Origin of the sequence: Xanthomonas sp. WHRI 10207, assembly GCF_040202975.1 — a bacterium.
In the GTDB taxonomy this organism is placed as follows: domain Bacteria; phylum Pseudomonadota; class Gammaproteobacteria; order Xanthomonadales; family Xanthomonadaceae; genus Xanthomonas.
Genome location: NZ_JBEGDX010000002.1, coordinates 1,043,702 through 1,066,941, shown reverse-complemented (window position 1 = coordinate 1,066,941; position 23,240 = coordinate 1,043,702). Strand labels below are relative to the sequence as shown.

Genomic DNA, 23,240 nt, shown 5'->3' with positions numbered 1-23,240 from the left:
CGTGCGCATCCGCGATGCATGATGATGTGCACGCCGCTCAGCGCGGCGGCGTATCCGATGTCTGCTGCGTGTCCTTGCCGCGCAACACTCCGCGCTGCAGCGCCTGCGCCAACGCACTCTCGCGGCTGCGTGCGTCGAGTTTGCGATACAGATTCTTGAGATGGAATTTGACCGTGTTTTCCGACAAATGCAGGTGGCGGGCGATCTGCTTGTTGGAATAACCGCGCGCCAGTTGCGCCAGCACTTCCAGTTCGCGTTCGCTGAATACATCGCTGGCGGGATCGTCATCACCACTGAGGCGTTCGAGCAGCGCCTGGATGGTCAATGCACGCGTGGTGCCGCCAACCGTTTGCGGGTCGTGTTGGCGCAGCGAGCGCAACATCGCTTTTGCCGGCAACCCAAGCTCCATGATCGCTTGCCAGCTCTGCGTCAGCGCCACGTGGTCCAGCGCACTGTACAAATGCGGCAGGGCAGCGAGCAGTTCGCCGCGCTGCTGCAGCACCAGTGCGATGCGGGCGCGGGTGCGCGCGAGATGGCAGGCGTTATCGCTGCTCAGACAGGCCTGCTCGATCTGGCCGAGAATGGTCAGCGCCGCATGGCTACGCCCGGCCAGGCGATGCCAACGTGCCAACGCAAAGCCCATCGCCGCACGATCGCGCCAGCGATGCGCCGAGCGCAGGGTATGCGCCAGCCCGGACTCGCCGCCAGTGCGCGCGATTACGACATCGATGGCGGCATTGCCGGGATGCTCCAGCAGCAACATCAAGCGCCATGCCGACGCCAGCTCGGACAGTCGCGCCAGCTTGCGCCCATGCGCGATCTGTTCGACATGCTCAAGCAGCACCAGCGCACTGCGCCCGCTGTGATCACGCACGCGTTCCAGACCCAGCGCGGTGTCGTACGCGGCCGCCAGCACGTCCACGCCGCCATCGTGCTGCTCCAGCAGTTCCAATGCCGGATGCAGCAGGTCGGCGGCATCGTCGTGGTGGCCGCGCTCGTAGTGCACTTGCGCGAGCAGACAGCTGCCGGCCGCTTCCAGCACGCGGTCCAGTTGCGGCGTGCGTGCGCACCAGCTCAGCGCTTGCCGATAACAGGCTTCGGCGTCGCCGAGCCGCCCGCGGTAGAAAAAGCTCTGGCCGAGCGAGAGCAACGCCTGACTGGCGCCCAGATCGCTGCCGCCGCGGTGCATCGCATCGCGCGCGGCCAGGGCATAGCGCTCGGCCACGGCAAACCCGCCCTGTGCCAGCGCGGTCGTGGCACAGATGCACAGCAAGGTGCCGCGGCCCAGATGATCGTCTTCGTCCAATGCGCTCGCCTGCGCGGCAATCTGGGTCAGGCCATGCGGATTGCCGCAGATCTCGTCCAGGCGGTCGCGCAGCAATGCCACCACCACGGTGTAGTCGCGCTGCAGCGGCTCGCGCACAGCGGCCGGGAAATCGCGGAAGCGTTCCAGCAACAGGCGCGCATGACTGAACTCGCCCAGTTTCATGTGCAGATACGCCTGGGTGAGATTCAGTGCAGGCGTGTCGCGGATGCTGCGGTGCTCGAAATGGCGCAGCAACGCGCGCACTTCATGCATGCCGTGGGTCAGCAGTAATTGCCAGGTGCCGGCGCGCGCGATGTAACTGGCGGCCAGGTCGCCGCACTCGCCACGTGCGGCATGGCGCACGGCGTCGGCCAGATGCTGGTGCTCGCCGAACCAGCGCGCCGCGCGCTGATGTAGTTGCACGGCGTGACCGGGATGGTCGCGATCGAGTAATTGCTGCAGGAAGTCGGCAAACAACGGGTGATAGCGGAACCATTCGCGCTCGCCATCCAGCGGCACCAGCAGGCCATGAAAATGGTCCAGCCGCGCCAACAGCCGGCCGCTGTCGTCGCGTTGGCGCACCGCATCGGCGAGAGCGGCGTTGACGCGATCGAGCAGGCTGGTGCGCAACAGCAGATCGCGCGTGTCGGCATCGAGATCGTTGACGACCTGTTCGGCCAGATACGCGGCAATCTGCGTGCTGCGCCCGGAAAAACGTGCGGCGACTTCCTGCTGACGTTGCGCATTGCCTTCCAGCCACAGTCGCGCCAGATGCAAGGCGACCGGCCAGCCTTCGGTGTAGCGCAACAGCTCGTCGACCACCGGTGCCGGGATATGCGGTCCCAGCAGTGCGCGCGCTTCGTCGTTGTCCAGTGCCAGTTGCGCGCTACCGATGCGACTGAGGTGCGCCTGCAGATCCAGCCGCGCCAGCGGCAACGCCGGCACGCGACGCGTGGCGAGCAACAGATGCAGGCGCCCGCCACTGTGTTCGACCAGTCGCAACACCAGCTCATCGACCGGGCCATTCCCAAGCCGGTCGTAGTCGTCGAGGATCACGCTTATCCTTCTCGGTGCGCTGCGCACCGCGCGGATCAACACGGTGGCCGCATCGCGCGGGTCCTGGTCGCGGTTATGCATCACGCCGGCACACAGCGCCGGATCTGCACCCGCGCCCTGCAGCGCCAGCGCAAGGTGGCCGAGAAAACGTGCCGCATCGGCATCTTCTTCATCCAGCGACAGCCACGCCACCGCATCGTCGTGCGCACGTCTGCGCGCATGCCATTGCGCAAGCAAGGTGGTCTTGCCGAACCCCGGCGGGGCCAGCAGCAGTGTGAGTGGCCGCAGCTGCGCCTGATCCAGTGCCGTCAGCAAGACCGCGCGCACCACCGCACCCGGGCGCGGCAATGGCGGTTCCAGCTTGCTGGCAAGCAGCCAATCGGGAAGCGCATGGTCGCGCGATGGCGACGGGCGCGGGGTGAGCAACGCAACAGGCTTGAACATGAGGCGAGGGCGGCCCTGACAAGCGTCAGCAGCGCGCCGGCTCGACACGCTGCACAACCAGAGTGAAACAGCGGCGACGGCCAGCCTGTCGCCACAACGGCGACAACGACAGATCGGCTGCTTCGAGGGTCCCCACCCATGCCCGTCCGTGAGCACCTTTCAGAAAGGTATGACAGCCGTAAGACAAAAGCAAAGTGTGCTGGGGCTAACTGCGGTCGCCGTCGCAGGCAACCATGCAGGCTGTGCGCCGGGTCAAGCACTGCTCGCCCCGCTGGGCTGTTCCGTGCGGAGGGGCGGGAGAGTGGCAGCGCCTATTCATCGCAGCCAGCGTGCGTCGGCGGCTCCGCGAGCGCAGGCCGGTCACTGCGATTCGCATCGCTGCGCGGGCGCTGCGGAGCCTTGTCAGTTGCCTCCGGTGCCATTAGGCAACCAGGCACGTTCGCGTAAAGCGGCTGCAGCGAACGGGCAGTACAGGCGCACCGCGTGCAGATGCATCGCTAGCCGCGCAGGCGCATTGCCGGGCCTGCAGCGGCGCCTCAACGCTTGCAACTGCCCGTGCGGCGTCGATGCCCTGGTCGATCGCCGGCGTGGGCTGGCCACGGCCGGCGATCATGCTGGCCACGCGTGTCGGCGCAGGCGCGCTTAGCGCGCCACGTCCGCAAACGCCTCGCGTGCCGCCGCAAGCGTGGCGTCGATCACCGCCGCATCGTGCGCGCTGGACATGAAGCCCGCTTCATACGCAGACGGCGCCAGATACACGCCCCGCTGCAGCATCGCGTGGAAGAAGCGATTGAAGCTGGTGGTGTCGCACGCAATGGCCTGCGCGTAGCTGTCCACGATTTCGTCGGTGAAGAACAGCCCGAACATGCCGCCGACCTGATTGGTGGTGACTGCGATTCCGGCGGCGTGGGCGGCATCTTCCAGGCCTTCGCACAGCGCGCTGGTGGCCTCGCTCAGACGAGCGTGGAAGCCAGGCTCCTGCACCAGCTCCAGCATCGCCAGGCCCGCCGCCATCGCCACCGGATTGCCCGACAAGGTGCCGGCCTGATAGATCGGCCCGGAGGGCGCGATCTGCTCCATCAGGTCGCGACGGCCGCCATACGCGCCCACCGGCATGCCGCCGCCGATGATCTTGCCGAAGGTGGTCAGGTCCGGCGTCACCCCGTACAGCGCCTGCGCGCCCCCCAGTGCGACGCGGAAGCCGGTCATCACTTCGTCGAAGATCAGCAGCGCGCCATGACGCGTGCACAGCGTGCGCAGATGCTGCAGGTAGCCGGCCAGCGGCGGAATGCAGTTGGCGTTGCCCACCACCGGTTCGATGATCACTGCCGCCACGTCGGCGCCGATCTCGTCGAACAGCGCGGTGGCGCCTTCGAAGTCGTTGAAACTGAGCGTGGCGGTCAGCTCGCTCAAGCCCGCCGGCACGCCTGGCGAGGTGGGCACGCCCAAGGTCAGCATGCCGCTGCCGGCCTTGACCAGGAACGAGTCGCCGTGGCCGTGATAGCAGCCTTCGAACTTGATGATGCGATTGCGCCCGGTGGCGCCGCGCGCCAGCCGCACCGCCGACAACGTGGCTTCGGTGCCGGAGTTGACCATGCGCACCATCTCGCACGACGGCACCAGCCGGGTGATGGTTTCGGCCATGGTGACCTCGGCCGCGCACGGCGCACCGAACGACAGCCCATCACGGATCGCCCGTTCCACCGCGTCGCGCACGGCGGGGTGGTTGTGGCCGGCGATCATCGGGCCCCACGAGCCCACGTAATCGATGTAGCGGTTGTCGTCGACGTCATACAGATACGGACCATCGGCGCGCGCCACGAAGAACGGCTCGCCGCCGACCGACTTGAACGCCCGCACGGGTGAATTGACGCCCCCGGGCAACAGGGTCTGCGCCTTGGCGAACAGGGCGTGGGAGCGGGTGTGATTCATGCGCGCAGATCCTTGAGGAATACCGATGGGGGCGTCGACGCCCGGCAACGGGCATCGCGTCCGCCATTGTCAGGCCTGCGGCCTCGCGCGCCTACCCGGCAGAGGCCCGCCTACCCGTCGGAGCCGCCGGGTAGGGGAACTTGGCTGCCTATGATCGAACGCGACGGTATCGACAGTTTGGGTATGAGCTGATGGCGTGCGGTCATTGGCGCCCCGCTGCCGATGTTCAGAAAGTGTGATTGCGGTGGCCGTTGGCCCCGTTCATTTAGCCGCGTTGCCGGCAGTTTCCATCTTGGGGAGAACGCATGAACCGTAGTATCCAGAAGCGTGCTTTGGCGTTGGCGCTGGTTGTGGCCATCGGCAGTGCACACGCGCAGTCGACCACCGGCAGCATCGTCGGCAGCGTGGGGCAGGGCAATGGCACCAGCGTGGTGGTGGAAAACAACAGCGGCCTCAGTCGCGAAGTGCCGGTGGATGCGCGCGGCCGCTACACCGCCGGCAACCTGCCGCTGGGCACCTACAAGGTGACGGTCAAGCGCGATGGCGCGGTGGTGGAAACCCGCGAGAACGTCAGCATCACCGTCGGCGCCAACACCGATGTCTCGTTCGCTGCCGCCGCGGGGAGCGGCGTGCAGACCATGGACAGCGTCACCGTTACCGCCGCCGGCCTGACCACCATCGACGTCAGCAGCGTGGACACGCGCACCGTGATCACCGCCGAACAGCTGCAGCAACTACCGCTGGGCCGCACCGCCGAAGCGATCGCGCTGCTGGCGCCGGGCGTGGTGGTCAACAGCGGTGGCTTCGACAACGGCCCGCTCGGTGGTTCGTTGCCCAGCTTCGGCGGCTCGGCCGCCAGCGAAAACGCGTATTACCTCAACGGCTTCAACACCACCACCATCAGCAACAACCTGGGTGGTCTGACCCTGCCGTACGGCGCCATCGACCAGCAGGAAATCTTTACCGGCGGCTATGGCGCGCAATACGGTCGCGCCAATGGTGGCGTGATAAACCAGATCGGCAAGCGCGGCACCAACGAATGGAAGTTCGGCGCAGCGGTCATCTGGGAGCCGAACGGCTTGCGCGCCAATCAGCGCGATATCTACTGGCGCCCGGACAGCCAGGGCAGCACCGTCAACAACGCCGCTTACCGCTACGCGCGAGCAGCCAACGGCCTGTACCAGCCGGCCAGCGAGGCCGAAGCCAACCAGACCACCTACAGCGCCTACGTCGGCGGGCCGATCATCCAGGACAAATTGTTCTTCTTCCTGGCCGCCGAGCAGGTGGATTCGGACGGCGTGCGCGTGGGCACCAATCGCGACACCGACAACGGCCGCACCGGCGGCCTGACCGACTACGATTACAAGCAAAAGCGCTGGTACGCCAAGGTGGACTGGAACATCACCGACAACCACCTGATCGAGGTGACCGGTGCCAGCGACAAGGCAGAGACCAACGGCTCGATCTATCGCTACAACTATGTCGACCGCCAGCGCGGCAGCTATTTCACCGACGAATCCACCTGGAAAACCGGCCCCACGCTGTTCACCGGCAAGTACACCGGCTACCTCGGCGACAACCTCACCGTGACCGCGCTGTACGGCAAGATGACAACGCCCGACGAACTGACCCCGTTCAACTACGACGCGGCTGGTGGCCCTGTCATCAACAGCGCCGCACTGCAGAATCCGGCGTATACCGGCGGCACCCCGCGCATCGGCAATCAGCTGGTGACCTCGGTCAGTTCGCCCGACCGCGAGTACAAAAAAGACAATCAGCGCCTGAATCTGGAATGGCGTCTCGGCCACCACACGCTCAACTTCGGTATCGACAACCAGAAGTCCGAAGGCATCGATGTCGGCTCGGTGCTGTCCGGCCCCGGCTTTGCGTGGACCTACGGCCAGACCAACGATCCCAACGGACTGGCGACCGGCGGATTGGTCAGCCAGTCGGCCAACGAAGCCGGCGGCATCGGCGCACCAAGCCCCGGCCTGGTCGATCCGGTCAACGGCTCCAGCGGCTATTACGCGGTGCGCAACATCAACACCAGCCTGTACTCGTACGAGGCCAAGCAACGCGCTTACTACATCGAAGACAAGTGGCAGGTCACTGACAACCTGCTGTTGAGCATCGGCCTGCGCAAGGATGAATTCACCAACTACACCCCGTTCGGCGATCCCTATATCGAAGTGGACAATGCCTGGGCGCCGCGGTTTGGCTTCAGCTGGGACGTCAACGGCGATTCCAGCCTGAAGGTGTTCGGTAACCTCGGCCGTTACTACCTCGGTCTGCCGCTGTCGGCGGTGAGCCTGTTCACCCCGGCCACCACTACCGACACCTACTTCACCTACAGCGGCATCAATGCCGATGGCACGCCGGTGTTGGCACAGCAATTGGGCTCTGCGGTCTCGGCCAACTCGCGTTTCGGCCGCATTGCCGATGTGCGCACCGCGGTGGCCAAGGATATCGAAGGCGAGAATCAGGACGAGGTCATTCTCGGCTTTACCAAGCAACTCGAAAGTGGCTGGGTGCTGGGCGTGCGCGGCACGCATCGTCGTCTCAATGCCGGCATCGACGACCAGAATTACGACGTCTCCAACACGGCGCTGATCAACGCGGCGGCGGCGCAAGGCGTCACCATCGACTTCTCGCAAGTTGCCGGTGCATCGCTGATCAATCCTGGCCAGACCAATACCTGGGGCGTGATCGGCACCGACGGCCAGTTCCACGAAGTATCGGTGAGCCGCGAGGCGGCGGGCTTCCCGAAGTTCAAGCGCAACTATTCGGCGGTGGAATTCAATCTGGAGCGTCCGTTCGACGGCCAGTGGTACGCCAAGGTCAACTATGTCTGGTCGCATAGCTACGGCACCACCGAAGGCCAGGTGCGTTCGGACCTGTGGCGCACCGGCGGAGCGTTGGGCAGCTACCAGGGCCAGGCCTCGGTGTCGACCACGCAGAGCTGGGACCATGCGGCGTTGATGGAGCACTTCAACGGCGATCAATCCAACGACCACCGTCATCAGCTCAAGTTGTTCGGCTTCTACCAGTTCAATCCGCAGTGGGGCGCTTCGGCCAACTTCAGCCTGATCTCCGGGGCGCCGCATAACTGCCTGGGCAACTACTACGGCACCGAGTACAGCGGCCGCGATCCGGCCGGCTACGGCGGCAGTGCGATCACTGGCGGGCCGTACCACTACTGCTACAACCCGGAAACCGGCACCGGCAGTGCTTCGCCCCCCGGTTCGCAGGGCCGCCTGGGCTGGATCGCCCAGCTCGACATGGGCGTGACCTACAAGCCGGCGTTTGCAGACGGCAAGCTGGCGCTACGCTTCGATGTGTTCAACATCACCAACGAGCAGACTGCAACCAACATCTACCCGTTCTCGCAATTGCCCGACAACACCACCAACCCGCTGTGGAACCAGGTGGTGGCTTACCAGGCGCCGCGCTCGGGCCGGGTGACGTTGAGCTACGACTTCTAAGCGCTGCTAGAAAACCTAGCGAGCAGTTGCCAGGCGGGTGTGGACGGCGCACTCAGAAGCGGGTGTACGCGCAGTACATACCGCTCCGAGTACCGGCTGCACACGCCTGGTAGCAACGCAGTAGTGTTGTTAGCGGCTCGTAGCGATAGCTTCGAAGAACTGTGTTCTGGCAGCGACGCGTTTTGTACGCGTCGCTGTTTTTCGTTGGGGCGATAGTGTGTTCAGTGGGTTCGATCTTCCGGGTTGACTAGCGACTCGCCGCAGCAGCTCGACACGGTCTGCACAACAATTGGCTTTCCAACCAGTCACCGATCAACTCCACGGTGCGGTGTCTTCGACGCTGTCCTCGACGCTCGCGGAACTCTGTGGTGGTACGGATGCGGCTACGGGGGCTTCACGGATGGAGCACTGCGTGTCCGGTAAGCGGCGAGGCGCCGCGCGCTCGACTCGCTGCATTGTTGATTCGGCGATGGATTGCATCTGAACGACGCACGATGCGACTTGCGATTGTCTTGATAGCGCGTGGTTTGGTTGCGCAGAGAGATCAATGGTAGAGCAGATACATCTGCGGCTTGTCTGCAGGGTCCTTGCCCGCCCGCCCTCGCGGGACACGCCGCAAGTACGTCCCTGTAGGCTCTTTGGCGGCATCCATGCCGCCAAAGGTCCCGCGAGGGCGGGCGGGCAAGGACCTGTCGAGAGGGTCGGTGTGCGTGGTGCGAGCGGTGCACTGCGTTGCTATGCGTATGCGATGGGTGCCAGCTTCAGGCCTCTCTGCGCCAGCGTCTGTTGAATGCGATGACGATGTGACCCACAGGGGGCAGCCGGCGCGACATGCTGCAATCAGCTTCCCATCCAGGCACCGACCATCGTCCTTGCGCGGTGTCCTCGCTGCTTGCGTGACCCTTGGCGGCATGGATCTCGCCAAGGAGCCCCAGGGATGGGTTCACGGCGTGTCCCGCAAGCGGCGAGGGCACCGTGTCCTCGATCCTGCGGTATTACACCGACATTCGATCGCATCCAGACAAAGCGACGCTTCGCAAGCGCGGTCGCACGCGTATTCCAGACGTTCTTCTATCTGGAGTGGCGCGGGCCGCCCGTAACGCTGTCATCTGCCAGCGACGCTATTGCGCAAACCCGGCTCGATACGCCTGCAATGCAGCAACTGGGTCTGGTGCGGCATAGATGCCGCTGACCACGGCAATCAACTCGGCGCCTGCAGCGACCAGCTCACCGACCTGCGGTGGCGCGATCCCGCCGATGGCCACCCGCGGCAAGCCGAGGTTGGCCGCCTGTTGCAGCAGCGCGGGCGTGGCGCGACGGGTCGTTTGTTTGGTAGTGGTGGGGAAAAACGCGCCGAACGCCACGTAGCTGGCGCCTGCGGCAGCCGCGACGTGCGCGTGATCGATCTCGTCGTAACACGACACCCCGATGATCGCCTGCGGCCCTAGCAGCGCGCGTGCCGCCGCCACATCGCCATCGTCTTCGCCCAGGTGCACGCCGTGCGCGCCGACCTGCGCTGCCAGCTGCGCATCGTCGTTGATGACCAGCGGCACGCCGTGGGCGGCGCAGGCCTCGCGCAGGGCGCTGGCCTGCTGCAGCCGTAGTGCCGCGTCCGCCTGCTTGTTGCGGTACTGCAGCCAGGTGATGCCCGATAACAGCGGCGCTGTACGCGCAAGCAGGCGCGGCGTATCGGCGTCATCGGGGGTGATCAGGTAGACGCCGCGGGCGTCTTGCAGCTGGGGCATGGCAGCGCTTCCGAAAGCGATAGGTGGGATGGGACAATGCAGGTCCCACCGTTGCGTGACCGCGATTATCCAATGAGCGACACATCCACCACCACCTACCGCACCTGGATGTGCGTCGTCTGCGGATTTCTCTATCACGAGGCCGACGGCATCCCCGAAGAAGGCATCGCCCCCGGCACGGCCTGGCAAGACGTGCCCGACACCTGGACCTGCCCGGACTGCGGCGTGACCAAGGACGACTTCGAGATGGTGGAGATCGATTGAAGAGACGCTGACAGATAAATCTTATTGATCTTATCTTTGGAGACTAATGGAATGATCTCGCTGGATAAGAGCTGTGCGGAATTGGAAATCTGAATTTCACAAGAGTAGCCTTGCTGGGTAGCCAGCAGTCGCTGCAATAACCTCCGTTGCTTTTCGGCTGGTACCTGTGCTGGGCAAGGTTCCGAAATCGCTTCAATACTAAAAAGGATTTTTATGTTGAAGATATCGCCGCGTACGGTGTTCTTGGCCTTGGCCCTTGCAGCTCCATTCGGGGCGAGTGCGTCCACGGCCGACCAACCGTCCCTGATTCAGGGCTTGGGTGAGCGGTTGCCGGCGGGTAAGGCGAATCTGAGCCTGTCACCGCGCTTCAAAGCCTATGTTTTCGAAAAGGCTGGGCTTAAATTTCTTCAGATCAACGCGCTGAATGACGATGTGCTGGCGGTGCTATCGCTTGTGCCAGGCGCAGCATCCCGACTGCCCATAGCAACGAGTGCGCAAGACGCCACTCTGCAATCGAATGGAACGCTGACAGCCCAGGCAAACTGTCCTTGCCATGCGCACATGGTTTACAGTGATGCCAATTATAATAATATCGTTATATATGGCGCGAACGGCGAGTATATAACCGCGTATCAGCTGCCACGGTCGGCTCAAGGCAAGCCCCACTAGTGGATGGGGCTGTTTCCCGACGGCAATAGTCAGTGCGAGCGAGCGCGCTGGCTGTTCAATTCCACCAGATGCTCGTGCAGGTTTGCAGCATCCTGCGCGCTGGGGTTGAGCAGCAGATAACGCGTCAGGTCATGCCGCGCACCGTTGCGGTGGCCCAGATGCAGGTAGGCCATGCCGCGGTCGCGCAGCGCTTCGGGTTGGTCGGGCACCAGCTTCAGGATGCGGTCGGCGCTGCGTGCGGCGCGGTCCCAGTGTTCGGCATCGGCGTAGACGCCGTGCAGATTGCGCAGGATGCGGATCAGGATCGCCCGGTGTGGGGCGGGGTCGAGAATCTGCGCCAAAGCGCGGTCGTCGGGAATTTCGCCCCCCAGGTGCGGGCGCGCGCGTTCGCGTAGCTCGTCCACGCCCAACGGGCGACCGCCATTGAACGGGTCCATCACCAGCACGCCGTCGTCCACCGGCAGCCGCACCAGGAAATGTCCCGGGAACGACACGCCCGCCAGCGGGATGCCCAGGCGCCGGGCCACTTCGATCTGCACCATCGCCAGCGAGATCGGATTGCCCAGCCGGCGCTCGAATACCTGGTTGAGATAGCTGTTGCGCGGGTCGTAGTACTCGTCGTGATTGCCCGAGTAGCCCAGCTCATCGAACAGGTAGCGATTGACCGCGGCCATCTTCAACGGCCACAGATCGATCGCATCCACTTCGCGGCGCAGATGCTCGACGTGGCTCTGCACCAGCGTGTCGTATAGCTCGGCGTCCAGCTGCGGATATTCGTCGCGCGCGATCAGCAGCGCGGTGGACATCAACGGCACCGCATCGTCGTCCAGGCTGGCGAGCGCGGTCCAATGGGGAAGTGGGAGCATGTCGACCATGCCGACAAGAGTGTCGGCAAGCGGCGCGGGGTTCAAGTCCGGTACTTCCTGACAGGAGACACCGCATCGCTGTGAATCACTTCAGCTTGGGAATATCCGGACTGAAACCAAGTTCCGCCCCGTCCTGCAGGTTGAGCTTGGCCGCCTGGCCGGCATTGAGCTCCAGCACATAGCGGGCCGGCGCCTTGCTGGGATAAGGCGGGCAGGCATCGCCGGCCGAACAGGGCGGCACATTGCGCTGCTGCGACACCAGCCGGCGCTGGTCGTCGAAATACAGGATGTCCAGCGCGATCTTGGTGTTCTTCATCCAGTACGCCATCGGCTCCTGGCGGTCGTGGATGAACAGCATGCCGCGATCTTCATCCATGGCATCGCGGAACATCAGCCCCTTGGTGCGGTCGGCATCGTTCTGCGCCAGCTCCACCTGATAGCGTGCGCCGGCCAGTTCCACCCAGGGACCGCTGCTGGCGCAGCCGCCGAGCAGGATCAGACACGCAAGAACGAGGAAGCGGGCAGGGCGCATGCGGCATACCGACGGGGCGAGGGATGGCGCACCTTCTGCCATGCACCGGCGTGCGTCAAGCCGGTGCATGGGTACGTGCGTGTTGGTTGTGCACGCGTCGAGATCGATTCGGCGGTTGATCTGCGGCTTGGCTGCTGCGCCGCTGCCCGCCTACCGGCACGGGACACGCCGTGAATCCATCCAGGAAGGCGCGTATGCGGCATCCATGCCGCAGAAGGTCCCGTGCGGTAGGCGGGCAACGGCCAGTCGCGTCAGAGCACGCGCGGCGGCTCGCCGCCGACGATTACCACATCGGCCGGGCGGCGCGCGAACAAACCTACGCAGACCACACCGGGAATCTGGTTCAAGCTGCGCTCCAGCGCCACCGGATCGGTGATCTGCAGGTTATGCACGTCCAGCACCACGTTGCCGTTGTCGGTGACCACGCCATCGCGCCACACCGGCTGGCCGCCGGTCATTGCCAGAATCTGGCGGGCGACCAGGCTGCGCGCCATCGGAATCACTTCCACCGGCAGCGGAAACGTACCCAGCACCGGCACCTGCTTGCTGGGGTCGACGATGCAGATGAAGCGCTCGCTGGCTTCGGCAATGATCTTCTCGCGCGTCAGCGCCGCACCGCCGCCCTTGATCAGACAGCGGTTCGGGTCGCACTCGTCGGCGCCGTCCACATACAGCGACAGCGTGCCGGTGTGGTTGAGATCCAGCACCTCGATGCCGTGCTGGCGCAGGCGCGCGGTGCTCTGCTCGGAGCTGGACACCGCCCCCTTGATGCGATGGCCGATACGCCCCAGCGCATCGATGAAGTAGGCCACCGTCGAACCGGTGCCGACACCGACGATCATGCCGTCTTCCACGTAATCGATTGCCTTCTCGGCGGCCAGGCGTTTTGCTTCGGACATGTTTGGGCTCGGGATTAGGAAGTCGGGAATCGGGAATCGGGAATCGCAAGAGCGGCTGGGCTGGGCCGGGATTTGCAACTCGCAAATCCCGAATCCCTACTCCCGGCTACTCCATCGCCAGCAACAATTTCCATTGCGCGGCGGTCACCGGCAGGATCGATAGGCGGTTGCCGCGCGCAATCAGCGGGAAGCCTTCACCCAACGCATCGGCGTGCTGCTTGATCTCGTCCAGCGAAATCGTGTGTTTGAGTTTGCGCTCGAACGCCACGTCCACCAGCATCCAGCGCGGGTCTTCGCGGCTGGCCTTGGGGTCGTGGTAATCGGACCTGGGGTCGAACTGGGTGTCGTCCGGGTACGCCGCGCTCGCCACCTTGGCGATGCCGACGATGCCGGGCACCTTGCAGTTGGAGTGATAAAAAAACACGCCATCGCCGACCTGCATGCTGTCGCGCATGAAATTGCGCGCCTGGTAATTGCGTACGCCGTTCCACGGCTCGGTGCCGACGCGCTCCAGATCATCGATGGAAAACGTGTCCGGCTCGGACTTCATCAACCAATAGCGCTTGCGGGCAGTCATACAGAGAGGGTGTCGTCTTTCAGGAAAGTGGCGTGTTCGGTACAGATGGCATCCATCGCCACGTCCCAGGATTCGGTCGGCAACGCAGGTACCTGTTGCGCAGCGAAGCCGACGCCGACCAGCCAGGGCGGTGGCGCCTGGCGATGCCGGAACGCGAAGCTGCGATCATACCAGCCACCTCCCATGCCCAGCCGCCGACACGCGGCGTCGAAACCGGTGAGCGGGGTCACCACCAGCGCCATCTCTTCGGGTGCAAGCAGCTCGGTGCGCTCCACGTCCGGCTCGGGAATGCCGTAGCGATTGCTGACCAGGCCCTGGCCCGGCCGCCACGGCGCAAAGCGCAGCGCGCGGCCGTCCAGCACCGGCAGGCAATAGCGCACCCCCGCTGGCAAGCTCAGTTGCCAGCGATGCAAGGCGATCTCGCCATCCATCGCCCAATACCCGGCCACCGCGCCGGTCTGCGGCGCAAACGGCAGCGCCAGCAACTGCTCGGCCAGTGCATCGGCAGCGGCCAGACGCTGCGCCGCCGGCAGGCTGCGCCGCTGCGCGCGTAGCTGCTGGCGCAACGCCTCTCGGTCCTCGGTCATTGGGGTCTCGCGGCGGTGAGGGAGACACATTGTCGGCGGCAGGCGTCCACGTGCCTAGCGGTGTGTCCGGAATGGCGCGCTGGCGGTCCGTCGGGTTTCACGCAAGCCGATCTTTTTGGCGGTGTCGTCGTATGGATCACTCTCATGCCATGCAACCTGATTGCATCGCGTGCGCGACGTCATGCGCGGTTGGTCATACACGCGGCCGCGCCATCGGTACGTGGACCGTGCTCGCAGGAGCGCGTGCAGCGATAGGTGCGAAGGCTGCGCGCGGCAGGGATCTGGCTTCGTCACTGGAAGAGCAGGCGCTGCGGATCCACCAACTGGGCTTTATTGGAAATCGAACCGACGAAAGGAGATGAGTTCAGGTGCGATCAGGCCTAAGTGCAGCGGTGCAAGGCGCACGCATCGCCTTCGGTGCCGATTCGGCGGTGTTGGGTTCGGGTTCGCGCACCGGCGATCCCAGCACGGAGTCGGTGGGCAGTGGCATGGTCGCGGCATCCGGCGACGCGTCGCACCAGTGCGGTGTCAATCGGCGTACGGTGCCGATTCGGTGGTGTTGGGTTCGGATTCGCGCATCGACGATCCCAGTACGGAGTCGGTGGGTAGTGGCATGGTCGCGGCAATCCGGCGACGCGTCGCACCAGTGCGGTGTCAATCGGCGTAAACGCGCCAGGGCATAGCTGCGCGAGCGCAGATAGCGTGCGAACGCACATGGCATCATTGCCGCAAGCTCATGCTCAGACCTCAGTTGCAAGCGGTGGATGCACAAACAGACAGGCTTCGAGCGCACAAAAAGACGAACACACAAAAAGAAACGACGCCCGAAGGCGCCGTTTCAGATTTGCATTCTCCGCCGTGACGATGCGGGCGAAACGACCTTGAACCCGGGGTTCAAGTGGGGACGTTGTGAGGCCATCGGGCTTCCCGCTACAAGGCGGACTTGCACACCCGGCTTCGTCGCGCCCCCATGGTCGTAATTAAGGGACAAGGCGAATGTTTTGCACGCTGTCGTTTACAGCAGAGAACGCAATCGAATTATAGACCTCTGCTGCGCGATGGCTAGCCCATTCGTCGGCGCGCGCCCTGCAAAGTTCATCTTTGCGACGACACTGCGACGTAGGCCTCAACGCGGCGTGTCGGCAACGCTGTCCAGACGACGATTCAAGGTGTCGAGCGTGTTGGCCAGTTCGCGATCGTAGAGCGCCTGCTGATCGCGCACCTGCTGCAGTTCGTGCGCAAGATTGAGTGCGGCCAGCACCGCGACGCGATCCACCGCCGCCATACGGTTGCTGCCGCGAATCTCGCGCATGCGCAGATCCAGCAGCCGCGCTGCGGCGGTGAGACTCTCGCGCTCTTCTGCGGTCACGCCAACCGTGTATTCACGATCCAGAATACGCACGCTGACCGGCTCGGTGGTACTCACGTGTGCTGCTCCAATGACTTCAACCGTACGATCATGGCTTCCACCCGTGAACGGGCCTGCTCGTTCTTGGTCAGCAGCTGCGAGCGCTCGCCGATCAGCTGTTCCTGTTGGTGCCGCAGGCTGCGGTTTTCGTCGGTCAGCCGTTGAGTTCGCTCGACCAGCGCCTCCACGCGGGCGGCAAGTGCGCGGAGTTGAGCGAGGGCGGCAGCGTTATCCATGCGCTCACGATAGGGGCGGGTGCGCGCGGCGGTCAAGCGCCGGACGACCGGTGGCTTACGTGCCGTCAGGCCAAGCCCGCCAAGGCCTTTGGCCAGATCGCGCCAGTCCGGCGTAGCGCGCGTGGAACGCTGCATGGAACGTCGCGGTAGCAGCCGATACGGGGTGCCTTGATACACTGGGAAGTCTGATCGCCCGCGCATGCGTGGGCGCCTTCTGCCCTTAGCCTGGATGAGTCGATGGATCTGCCTGACGTAACCGCTGTGCAAACTGAAAGTCGTCAGCTCGCGCTGGCGTCCTCTGCGGCGGAGTTGCATGGCGGGCTATGTGGATGGCTGTCAGGCGGTGGTGCCGACAGCGGCGACTGGCTGGCGCGCATCCTGGCCGACACCGCGCAGGTGTCGCCCAAACAGGGTGGCGCGCTGGATCAGATGCGCCAGGTCACGGTGGCGCAGCTGGAAGATCGCGATTTCGCGTTCGAGCTGCTGCTGGTCGAAGACGGTGCGCCGCTGCCAGCGCGCACCGATGCCTTGTTCGACTGGTGCCGCGCGTTTCTGGGCGGTTTCGGGCTGGCCGCGCAGCAGCGCCCGGCGCTGAGCGAAGAGGGCGAGGAAGCGTTGCAGGATCTGGCGCGTCTGGCGCAGGCCTCCAGCGACGACTTCGATGCCGGCGAAGAAGACGACACCGCGCTGGCCGAGATCGAAGAGTTCGTGCGCGTGGCAGTGCTGTTGCTGCATGGCGACTGCGTGATGGGGCCGCGTTTCCGTCAACGCTTGAACTGATCGCCGCGCCGATATGAAAAAGCTCACCGGGATCGGCGCGGCCGAATACGCGCGCCGGCGCAAGCAGCTCATGCAGATGGCCGGCGAGCAGGCCATCCTGATCCTGCCGGCTGCGCCCGAGCGCATCCGCAGCCACGACACCCATTACCCGTATCGGCAGGATTCGGACTTTTGGTATCTGAGCGGGTTTCCCGAGCCGGAAGCAGTGCTGGTGTTGGTGCCCGGGCGCAAGCATGGCGAAGCGATCCTGTTCTGCCGCGAGCGCGATGCCGAGCGCGAAGCCTGGGATGGCCCACGCGAGGGCCAGGAAGGGGCGGTGGAACGCTACGGCATGGACGATGCGTACCCCATCGACGACGTGGACGAGATCCTGCCCGGGTTGCTGGAAGGCCGCACCCGGGTCTATTACCACTTCGGGCGCGATGTCGATTTCGATCTCAAGTTGATCGGCTGGCTCAAGCGGGTGCGCGAGCAGGTGCGTCATGGCGCGCAGCCGCCGCACGAATTTCTGGAGCTTGGCCATCTGCTGCACGAGCAGCGCCTGTTCAAATCGCGCGACGAAATCGCCTTGATGCAGCAGGCCGCCGACATCAGCGTGCGTGCGCACCGTGCGGCGATGCGGCTGGCGCGCCCGGGCGTGCACGAGTACGAACTGCAGGCCGAGGTGGAGCGCGAATTCCGCGCTGCCGATGCATGGCCGGCGTACGGCAGCATCGTCGGCACCGGCAGCAACGCGTGTGTGCTGCATTACCGCGCCAACAATGCGCGTAGCCGCGAAGGCGAGCTGGTGCTGATCGATGCCGGTGCCGAATACCGCGGTTATGCAGCCGATATCACCCGTACTTTCCCGGTCAACGGCCGCTTCACGCCCGCGCAGCGCGCGCTGCACGCGCTGGTCGGTGCGGCGCAGGCGGCTGCGCTCGCGCAGGCCGAGCCCGGCGTGGCGTACGAGGCCGGCCACCTGGCTGCGGTGGAGACCTTGACCGAGGGGCTGCTGCGCCTGGGCCTGCTCAAGGGCAAGTTGGAGCGCAACATCGCCGAGGAGCAGTACAAGCGGTTCTATCGGCACAAGACCGGGCATTGGCTGGGCCTGGATGTGCACGACGTCGGCGATTACCGCTTGGCCGGCGACTCGCGCCTGCTGGAGCCCGGCATGGTGTTCACCATCGAGCCTGGGCTGTACGTCTCCGCCGACGATACCAGCGTGGACGCCAAGTGGCGCGGCATCGGCATCCGCACCGAAGACAATGTGCTGATCACCGCCGATGGCCATCGCGTGCTCACCGATGCGCTGGCGCGCAGCGCCGATGAGATCGAAGCGGAGATGGCCGGCGTCAGTGTGTAGTTGCTGACAGGTGGAGCGTCTGGATCGTCAGTCGCGTTGCCGTCAGTACCTTCCACACAGACGCTGGACGCTTGGCATTGCGATGCGTCACCGCAATCGGCTGATCAGCCGGCGCAACCGCACACGCAACTCAAGATGCGCGACGGACTTGGATCAGCTAACAAGACGACTGTGTAGTCGCCAGGCAGGCTTGGCTGGTGCTCGGTGCGGCATGTACCGCGCGTGCACTTCGTTTCTGAGTGCGTCGTCCTGATCCACCTGACGACGACTCGCTACGTTGTATGAGCTGATCTTAATGATTCGCGCCGAGCGTGCTTCCAACCAGCGCGTGCGCCGTCGATGTGACCTTGCTTGACGCGCCGTCGCCACAACGCGCCAGCAGTGTCACTAGCCCAGCTGCGGTGTCTGCGTGCGCTCTGGCTGTTGCAGCGTCTCGCCAGGTGCAGCGATCTGCCGCGCACGCTCGAATGACTGTTCTTCGGGCGTTGCCAGTGCCTGCTCGGTTTTCATGTGCGCGCGCAGATGTGTCGGATTAGCGGGATCGCCCTGCACCACGAACACGTTTTCGCCGCCGTGCACGCCGGTCTTGTTCGCTTCGCTCATCAGCACGTGATCCACGCGCGACAGCCCGCCTTCCTTCGCCAATGGCAGCAAGGCGGCAGTGAGTCGCGCGCTGGTCTGGTCTGGGTCGCGCCCATGCGCGGCGTCGATCGCATGCACGCCGCGTTCGATCTGCTGATACATCGGGTGGTCGGGGTGCGAGGTCTGGCGTGGATCGTTCATGGCGATGCTCCGTGCTGTGCAGTGTAAGAGTGGCTAACAAACCGTAGCGAGCAGTCGTCAGGTGGGTGTGGACGGCGCGCCCAGAACCGGAGTGTACGAGTGGTACATGCCGCATCGAGCACCGGCCGCGCCCGCCTGGCGGCTGCGCAGTCGGTTTGTTAGCCGCTCTAAATCAAGATGCGGCAAACACCGGCCGGGTCAGGTTTTCCGGTGCGTCATCGGTGCACACCACTTCGTCTTCGATGCGAATGCCGCCGTAGGGCTTGAACTGCTCCACGCGCTGCCAGTCGACGCTGGCGGCGTGGCCGTTCTTTTTCACTTCGTCCAGCAGCATGTCGATGAAGTACACGCCGGGTTCGATGGTCACCACCATGCCAGGTTCCAGGACGCGGGTCAGACGCAGAGCCGGATGGCCTGCCGGGCGTTCGATGCGGCCGCCGCGGTCGCTGGCGGCGAAGCCGGCCACATCGTGCACCTGCAGGCCGATCAGGTGGCCCAGGCCGTGCGGGAAGAACGCGGCGCTGACGCCGGTGGCCAGTGCGGCCTCGGCCGACACGGTGAGGATGCCGAAATCCTTGAGGATGCCCATCAGGGCCAGATGCGCGTCCACATGCAGTTGCTTGTAATCCACCCCGGCACGCACGCTTTGGCCCATGCGCACCTGTGCGGCATCGACGGCGTCGATCAGCGCCTGAAACTCGCTGCCGATGTCGGCGGCGTAGGTACGGGTGATGTCGCTTGCGTAACCGTCTGCCGACGCGCCGGCATCGATCAGAAAGCTGCGCAGCGGTTGCGGCGCGTGTTGGCCCAGCTCGGTGTAATGCAGCACTGCGCCATGTTCGTTGAGCGCGATGATGTTGCCGTACGGAAGCGTGTTGGCGTCCTGGCCCACTGCTGCGCAGTAGGCCATGTGGATGCCGAATTCGCTCTGGCCTGCGCGAAACGCCGCTTCGGCCGCGCGATGCCCACGCACCGCCAATTGCTGGGCGACGCGCATCAGCGCCAGTTCGTACGGCGTCTTGAAGGCGCGCTGATAGTCCAGGTAATCGATGACCGGCTGCGGGTTGTTCGGCACATAGGCGCCCAACGCGCTCTGCGCTTCACCGAGGATGGCGCAGCGTTCGCTGCGCGCGGGCAGCAGCTTCAAGGCCTCGTCCGGGGTGCGGATGATGTGGATGTCGCAATGCTCCACCCACCAGCCGCTGGGGGCGTCGGGCACCACATGCCAGTAGTCGAACGGCTGATAGAAGAGCACCGTCGGGCGCTGGCCCGGGGTGTAGATCAGCCAGCTGTTGGGGATGCGCGTCAGCGGCACCCAGGTCTTGAACTGCGGGTTGACCGCGAACGGGTAATCGCGGTCGTCGAACAGCTGGTAGTGCGTGGTGCCGCTGGGCACCACCAGGTGATCGAAGCCGCCGCGCTGCAGCGCTTCATCCGTGCGCGCGGTGAGCGTGCGCAGGTGGTCGGAATACAGGCGGCTCATGGAAGGCTGGGTCATGCGGAACTCGGTCGCGATGCAAGGCAGGGCGCAAGTTTGCCGCAAAGCCTGTGATCGGTCAGCCGACCATGTGTTCTTCGGCGATCCAGGCGCGCAGGCGCAGGCGATGAGGCTCGGACATGCTCAGAAAACGAAAGCCCGCCCAGGCCTGTCCCGGCGCATGTGCGGCCTCGGACCACAGCAAGTGCACGCCGACATCGATTTCGGTGGCGCGGCCGATGCGCTCGGGCAGGCTGAAACGCAACTGATACAGCGCGTCGTCGTGCAATGGAACCGAGGCCAGCAGTAACATGCCGGTTTCGGAGACATTGCCGACCCGGCCGATCTGCGCGTCGCTGAGCATGTCGACGACCGGCACCATGTCGCTGGGCTGGCGGCGCGGGGCGCGGCGGGTGTCCTGGATCATGTGGAGGCCTCGGTGGGGGAGTGGCCAGCCAGGCTGCGTAGCGTGCGCACGGTGGCATGCCAGGCGCGATCGATCAGCCGCGATTTTTCTTCCACCAGCAAGCGTGCCTGGCCGCTGGCCATCAGCCGCGACAGACCATCCAGCGATTGCTCGCCGAGCTTTTGCCCGCGCTGATTGACGAACAGCGCGTTGCCGGTCATCGGGCTGTACCAGGACAGGCGCTGCCGACGCAGGTCGCCTTGTTGATTGATCACAAATTCGAACCAGGTGCCGAAAGGCAGGCTGCGCAGCTGCACGTAGCAGGCTTCCTCGTCCGGCGTTCGCGGTGTGATGGCCGGCTTGCGCGCAGCGGTGTCGCCCTGGTCGCCCAGCCGCGCGCGCGCCTTGAGTTTGGCGGTGAGCTCGGTGCGCGAGGTGAGCGCATCGTCGCCACCGGGCGTGGACAGGCGCCGCGCGATCGCAGCCGCTTCGTCGTGGTGATAGCCGACCTGCAGCAACGCGGTTTCGACGTCGGTGCCCAGCGCGATGTCGGTTGGCAGTCCCTTGCTGCGGCAGGTGACTTCGGCGATGCGCGCGGTCAGGGCCTGGCGCTCGTCCCATTCGGGCGATTGCTCGCCTTGCCGCAGCAGGGTGAGCGTGAGGACGTCCGACCACGCCTGGCGCAGCAGCGATTGCACGAAGCGCGGCGGCGCGCTGTCTTCGCAGAGTTGCTCGATGCGCGCCTGCGCCTGCTGCTTGGCCGATTCCAGCCGTTCCTTGCCGCGTGCGGCATCCACATGCCGGCGTTCGGCCACTTCGGCCTTGCGCGCGAGGTTGCGCAGATGCGTCTGGATATCGTCGTTGGCGGTTGCAAACACCGCCTCGTCGCCCTGGTAGTCGTTGACGATGGTGTCGACTGCGCTGCCCAGCTTGTGCAACAGCTGCGGGTCGACGTCGTCGTCACCCAGCCACACCGCCCCGGACTCGGCCACGGTATTGAGCAACTCGCGCACCGGGTGCTGGTCACGCACGAAGAAATGCGTGTCGGCCAACGCGGCGCGCACCACCGGCACCTGCAGCTTGGCGAGCAGGGCCTGCGCGGGCGTGTGCTCGCGCACTTCGCGTTGCATCTGCGCGTAGAGCAGACCGAGCAGGTCGAAGGTGTCGTTGTCCTGCGGCGAGAGCGCGGCATCTGCGCCGTGCTCGGCGCGTAACAGCGCCAGCACCTGACGTTGCACCGCATCGATACCGGACCCCTGCGATGCTGCAGCCGGCTGCGCGCCCAGCGCGCCTTGCAGGCTGGCCAGCGCCTCGCCGAGCGCGGCCTTGGGCACGCTGACCGGGGCAGGGCCGGAGGGCTGCGCAGAGGACTGTACAGACGGTTGTGCAGCGGCGGCCTGCACCAGGCTGCCCGGCGCGCCGCGCTGATGCATGCCAGCGCTGGCTGCTGCCTGCGACTGGCGGGCCGAGGACATCAGGCTGTCCAGCGCGTGTGCGGCGTCGTCCAGCGCGGGTGAGGTCGCTTGCGCAGTTGTTGCTGCGGGGGGCGCAATCGCGGACGTGCCGTGCGCATCGAGCAGCGCGCTCTGCCATGCGGTTGGCGCGGATTGGCCGGCCCATGCGGTGGCCGGGCGCGCGCCCGGGTGCGCGGCGCCGGGCGTGCCGGAGGTTGCAGCGTTCCTGGGCGCGCCTGCGCTGTCCGGCAAGGTGCGGCGTGTCTGCACCTGCGTGGGTCTGACCAGATACGGGTGGTAGATCAGCCCCGGCAGAATGCCTTCCTGCGCCAGCGCGGCGTTGGCGCTCTCGTACAGGTCGCCCAAGCGGTCCATCACCTGGTGCTCGAACACCTTGTACAGCGCCAGTTGACCATCCAGGTTGAGGCCCAGCAGCTGGCCGCACTCGCGCAGGATCCGGCAGAGCGCGTAGGGGCCAAGCGGCAAGGCGTCCAGCTCGAACTCCGGCACCGCGCCGATCACCGCCAGCCGCTGTGCCAGCAATTGCAGCGCGTCGGCACGCCGTGCCGTTTCGCGGCGGGCGATCTCGCTGAGCACGATATCGCGGTCGATATCGGTGTCTTCCACCAGGGTCAGCATCTGCGGCTGGGCCGTTGTCTCGGCGGGCGGCACCAGCGCGGGGCGTTCGCGCAACATGGCCAGATCCTGCGCCAGGTGCTGCAGGAACAGCTGCGGGAATTGGTCGATGTGATCGCGTAGCCCACGCATCTGCGCGTAGGTATCGGCCTGAATCTGGCTGTTGCGCGCATGTTCGGCCCGGTGCAGCAGTTCGCGCTCCAGCTCGACGATGGTCAAGCGCAGTGAGCCGTTGAGCGCCTGCACGCAGTGCGCATGCAGCATGCCCAGCAGGCGACGGCCACGCGCGGACACGGGTGCCTCGGCGATCGGGCCGCTGAGTGTGGGCTGCAGGGAAGAAACGGGCGTGGACATCC

19 protein-coding genes and 4 other RNA genes are annotated in these 23,240 nt (G+C 65.2%); 6 read left to right on the top strand and 17 right to left on the bottom strand.

Going from position 1 to position 23,240, the window contains the following annotated elements:
• Nucleotides 1–37: 37 nt before the first annotated feature.
• Nucleotides 38–2,806, bottom strand: a complete 2,769-nt coding sequence (locus tag ABQU90_RS10160; RefSeq protein WP_323522228.1) for a winged helix-turn-helix domain-containing protein — start codon at nt 2,804–2,806, stop codon at nt 38–40.
• A 642-nt stretch (nt 2,807–3,448) separates the two neighbouring features.
• Nucleotides 3,449–4,738 carry a glutamate-1-semialdehyde 2,1-aminomutase gene (gene hemL, locus ABQU90_RS10155; protein ID WP_323522229.1) on the bottom strand — a complete coding sequence of 430 codons (1,290 nt, stop codon included), beginning with the start codon at nt 4,736–4,738 and terminating at the stop codon, nt 3,449–3,451.
• Nucleotides 4,739–5,043: 305 nt separating this feature from the next.
• Between hemL and ABQU90_RS10150 the strand changes: the two genes are divergently transcribed.
• The gene (locus ABQU90_RS10150; protein ID WP_323522230.1) at nt 5,044–8,220 is read left to right on the top strand and encodes an outer membrane beta-barrel protein; all 3,177 of its coding nucleotides are present in this window, start codon (nt 5,044–5,046) and stop codon (nt 8,218–8,220) included.
• Between the two features lie 4 nt (nt 8,221–8,224).
• On the opposite strand, the gene ABQU90_RS10145 is transcribed toward ABQU90_RS10150, so the two are convergent.
• Nucleotides 8,225–8,299, bottom strand: a non-coding RNA gene (locus ABQU90_RS10145) — sX9 sRNA.
• Nucleotides 8,300–9,341: 1,042 nt separating this feature from the next.
• Complete coding sequence (gene thiE, locus ABQU90_RS10140; RefSeq protein ID WP_323522231.1) at nt 9,342–9,965, bottom strand: thiamine phosphate synthase; 624 nt, start codon at nt 9,963–9,965, stop codon at nt 9,342–9,344.
• A gap of 51 nt (nt 9,966–10,016) precedes the next feature.
• On the opposite strand from thiE, the gene ABQU90_RS10135 reads away from it, so the two are divergent.
• Together ABQU90_RS10135 and ABQU90_RS10130 are read left to right on the top strand one after the other, a co-directional pair.
• A complete protein-coding gene (locus tag ABQU90_RS10135) occupies nt 10,017–10,229 on the top strand; it encodes a rubredoxin (protein WP_372365861.1) in 213 nt (70 codons plus the stop codon).
• 213 nt (nt 10,230–10,442) lie between these two features.
• On the top strand, nt 10,443–10,898 hold the full coding sequence (locus ABQU90_RS10130) for a hypothetical protein (protein ID WP_323522232.1): 456 nt from the start codon (nt 10,443–10,445) through the stop codon (nt 10,896–10,898).
• 29 nt (nt 10,899–10,927) lie between these two features.
• Here ABQU90_RS10130 and ABQU90_RS10125 read toward each other — a convergent pair whose 3' ends face one another.
• The 8 genes from ABQU90_RS10125 to ABQU90_RS10090 form a co-directional block, all read right to left on the bottom strand.
• A complete protein-coding gene (locus tag ABQU90_RS10125) occupies nt 10,928–11,809 on the bottom strand; it encodes a SirB1 family protein (RefSeq protein WP_055848554.1) in 882 nt (293 codons plus the stop codon).
• A gap of 40 nt (nt 11,810–11,849) precedes the next feature.
• On the bottom strand, nt 11,850–12,296 hold the full coding sequence (locus ABQU90_RS10120) for a DUF192 domain-containing protein (RefSeq protein ID WP_323522233.1): 447 nt from the start codon (nt 12,294–12,296) through the stop codon (nt 11,850–11,852).
• A 251-nt stretch (nt 12,297–12,547) separates the two neighbouring features.
• The gene (rpiA, locus tag ABQU90_RS10115) at nt 12,548–13,195 is read right to left on the bottom strand and encodes a ribose-5-phosphate isomerase RpiA (RefSeq protein ID WP_055848559.1); all 648 of its coding nucleotides are present in this window, start codon (nt 13,193–13,195) and stop codon (nt 12,548–12,550) included.
• Between the two features lie 106 nt (nt 13,196–13,301).
• Nucleotides 13,302–13,772 (bottom strand): EVE domain-containing protein, encoded by a 471-nt coding sequence (locus tag ABQU90_RS10110; RefSeq protein ID WP_323522234.1) that lies wholly within the window; start codon nt 13,770–13,772, stop codon nt 13,302–13,304.
• A complete protein-coding gene (locus ABQU90_RS10105; protein WP_323522235.1) occupies nt 13,769–14,359 on the bottom strand; it encodes a 5-formyltetrahydrofolate cyclo-ligase in 591 nt (196 codons plus the stop codon). Before ABQU90_RS10105 ends, ABQU90_RS10110 begins: the two co-directional genes overlap by 4 nt.
• A gap of 846 nt (nt 14,360–15,205) precedes the next feature.
• Nucleotides 15,206–15,389: non-coding RNA, 6S RNA (ssrS, locus tag ABQU90_RS10100), on the bottom strand.
• A 96-nt stretch (nt 15,390–15,485) separates the two neighbouring features.
• On the bottom strand, nt 15,486–15,785 hold the full coding sequence (locus tag ABQU90_RS10095; protein WP_055848567.1) for a cell division protein ZapA: 300 nt from the start codon (nt 15,783–15,785) through the stop codon (nt 15,486–15,488).
• Nucleotides 15,782–16,003, bottom strand: a complete 222-nt coding sequence (locus ABQU90_RS10090) for a TIGR02449 family protein (RefSeq protein WP_055850286.1) — start codon at nt 16,001–16,003, stop codon at nt 15,782–15,784. The genes ABQU90_RS10095 and ABQU90_RS10090 overlap by 4 nt, the downstream gene beginning before the upstream one ends.
• Nucleotides 16,004–16,240: 237 nt before the next feature.
• Here ABQU90_RS10090 and ABQU90_RS10085 point away from each other — a divergent pair, with 237 nt between their 5' ends.
• The 3 genes from ABQU90_RS10085 to ABQU90_RS10075 all read left to right on the top strand — a co-directional run bounded on the left by ABQU90_RS10085 (nt 16,241) and on the right by ABQU90_RS10075 (nt 18,416).
• Complete coding sequence (locus tag ABQU90_RS10085) at nt 16,241–16,783, top strand: YecA/YgfB family protein (protein ID WP_115513786.1); 543 nt, start codon at nt 16,241–16,243, stop codon at nt 16,781–16,783.
• Between the two features lie 13 nt (nt 16,784–16,796).
• Complete coding sequence (locus ABQU90_RS10080; RefSeq protein WP_323522236.1) at nt 16,797–18,128, top strand: aminopeptidase P N-terminal domain-containing protein; 1,332 nt, start codon at nt 16,797–16,799, stop codon at nt 18,126–18,128.
• Nucleotides 18,129–18,339: 211 nt separating this feature from the next.
• Nucleotides 18,340–18,416, top strand: a non-coding RNA gene (locus ABQU90_RS10075) — sX9 sRNA.
• Between the two features lie 99 nt (nt 18,417–18,515).
• Here ABQU90_RS10075 and ABQU90_RS10070 read toward each other — a convergent pair.
• The 5 genes from ABQU90_RS10070 to ABQU90_RS10050 all read right to left on the bottom strand — a co-directional run bounded on the left by ABQU90_RS10070 (nt 18,516) and on the right by ABQU90_RS10050 (nt 23,238).
• Nucleotides 18,516–18,911 (bottom strand): XVIPCD domain-containing protein, encoded by a 396-nt coding sequence (locus ABQU90_RS10070; protein WP_323522237.1) that lies wholly within the window; start codon nt 18,909–18,911, stop codon nt 18,516–18,518.
• A 31-nt stretch (nt 18,912–18,942) separates the two neighbouring features.
• A non-coding RNA gene (locus ABQU90_RS10065) (sX9 sRNA) lies at nt 18,943–19,019 on the bottom strand.
• A 64-nt stretch (nt 19,020–19,083) separates the two neighbouring features.
• Complete coding sequence (pepQ, locus tag ABQU90_RS10060; RefSeq protein WP_323522238.1) at nt 19,084–20,409, bottom strand: Xaa-Pro dipeptidase; 1,326 nt, start codon at nt 20,407–20,409, stop codon at nt 19,084–19,086.
• 58 nt (nt 20,410–20,467) lie between these two features.
• Nucleotides 20,468–20,815, bottom strand: coding sequence for a PilZ domain-containing protein (locus tag ABQU90_RS10055; protein ID WP_055848580.1), 348 nt, complete (start codon nt 20,813–20,815; stop codon nt 20,468–20,470).
• Nucleotides 20,812–23,238: a DUF1631 domain-containing protein gene (locus ABQU90_RS10050; RefSeq protein ID WP_323522239.1), complete on the bottom strand. Its 2,427-nt coding sequence runs from the start codon at nt 23,236–23,238 to the stop codon at nt 20,812–20,814. Before ABQU90_RS10050 ends, ABQU90_RS10055 begins: the two co-directional genes overlap by 4 nt.
• Nucleotides 23,239–23,240: the final 2 nt, after the last annotated feature.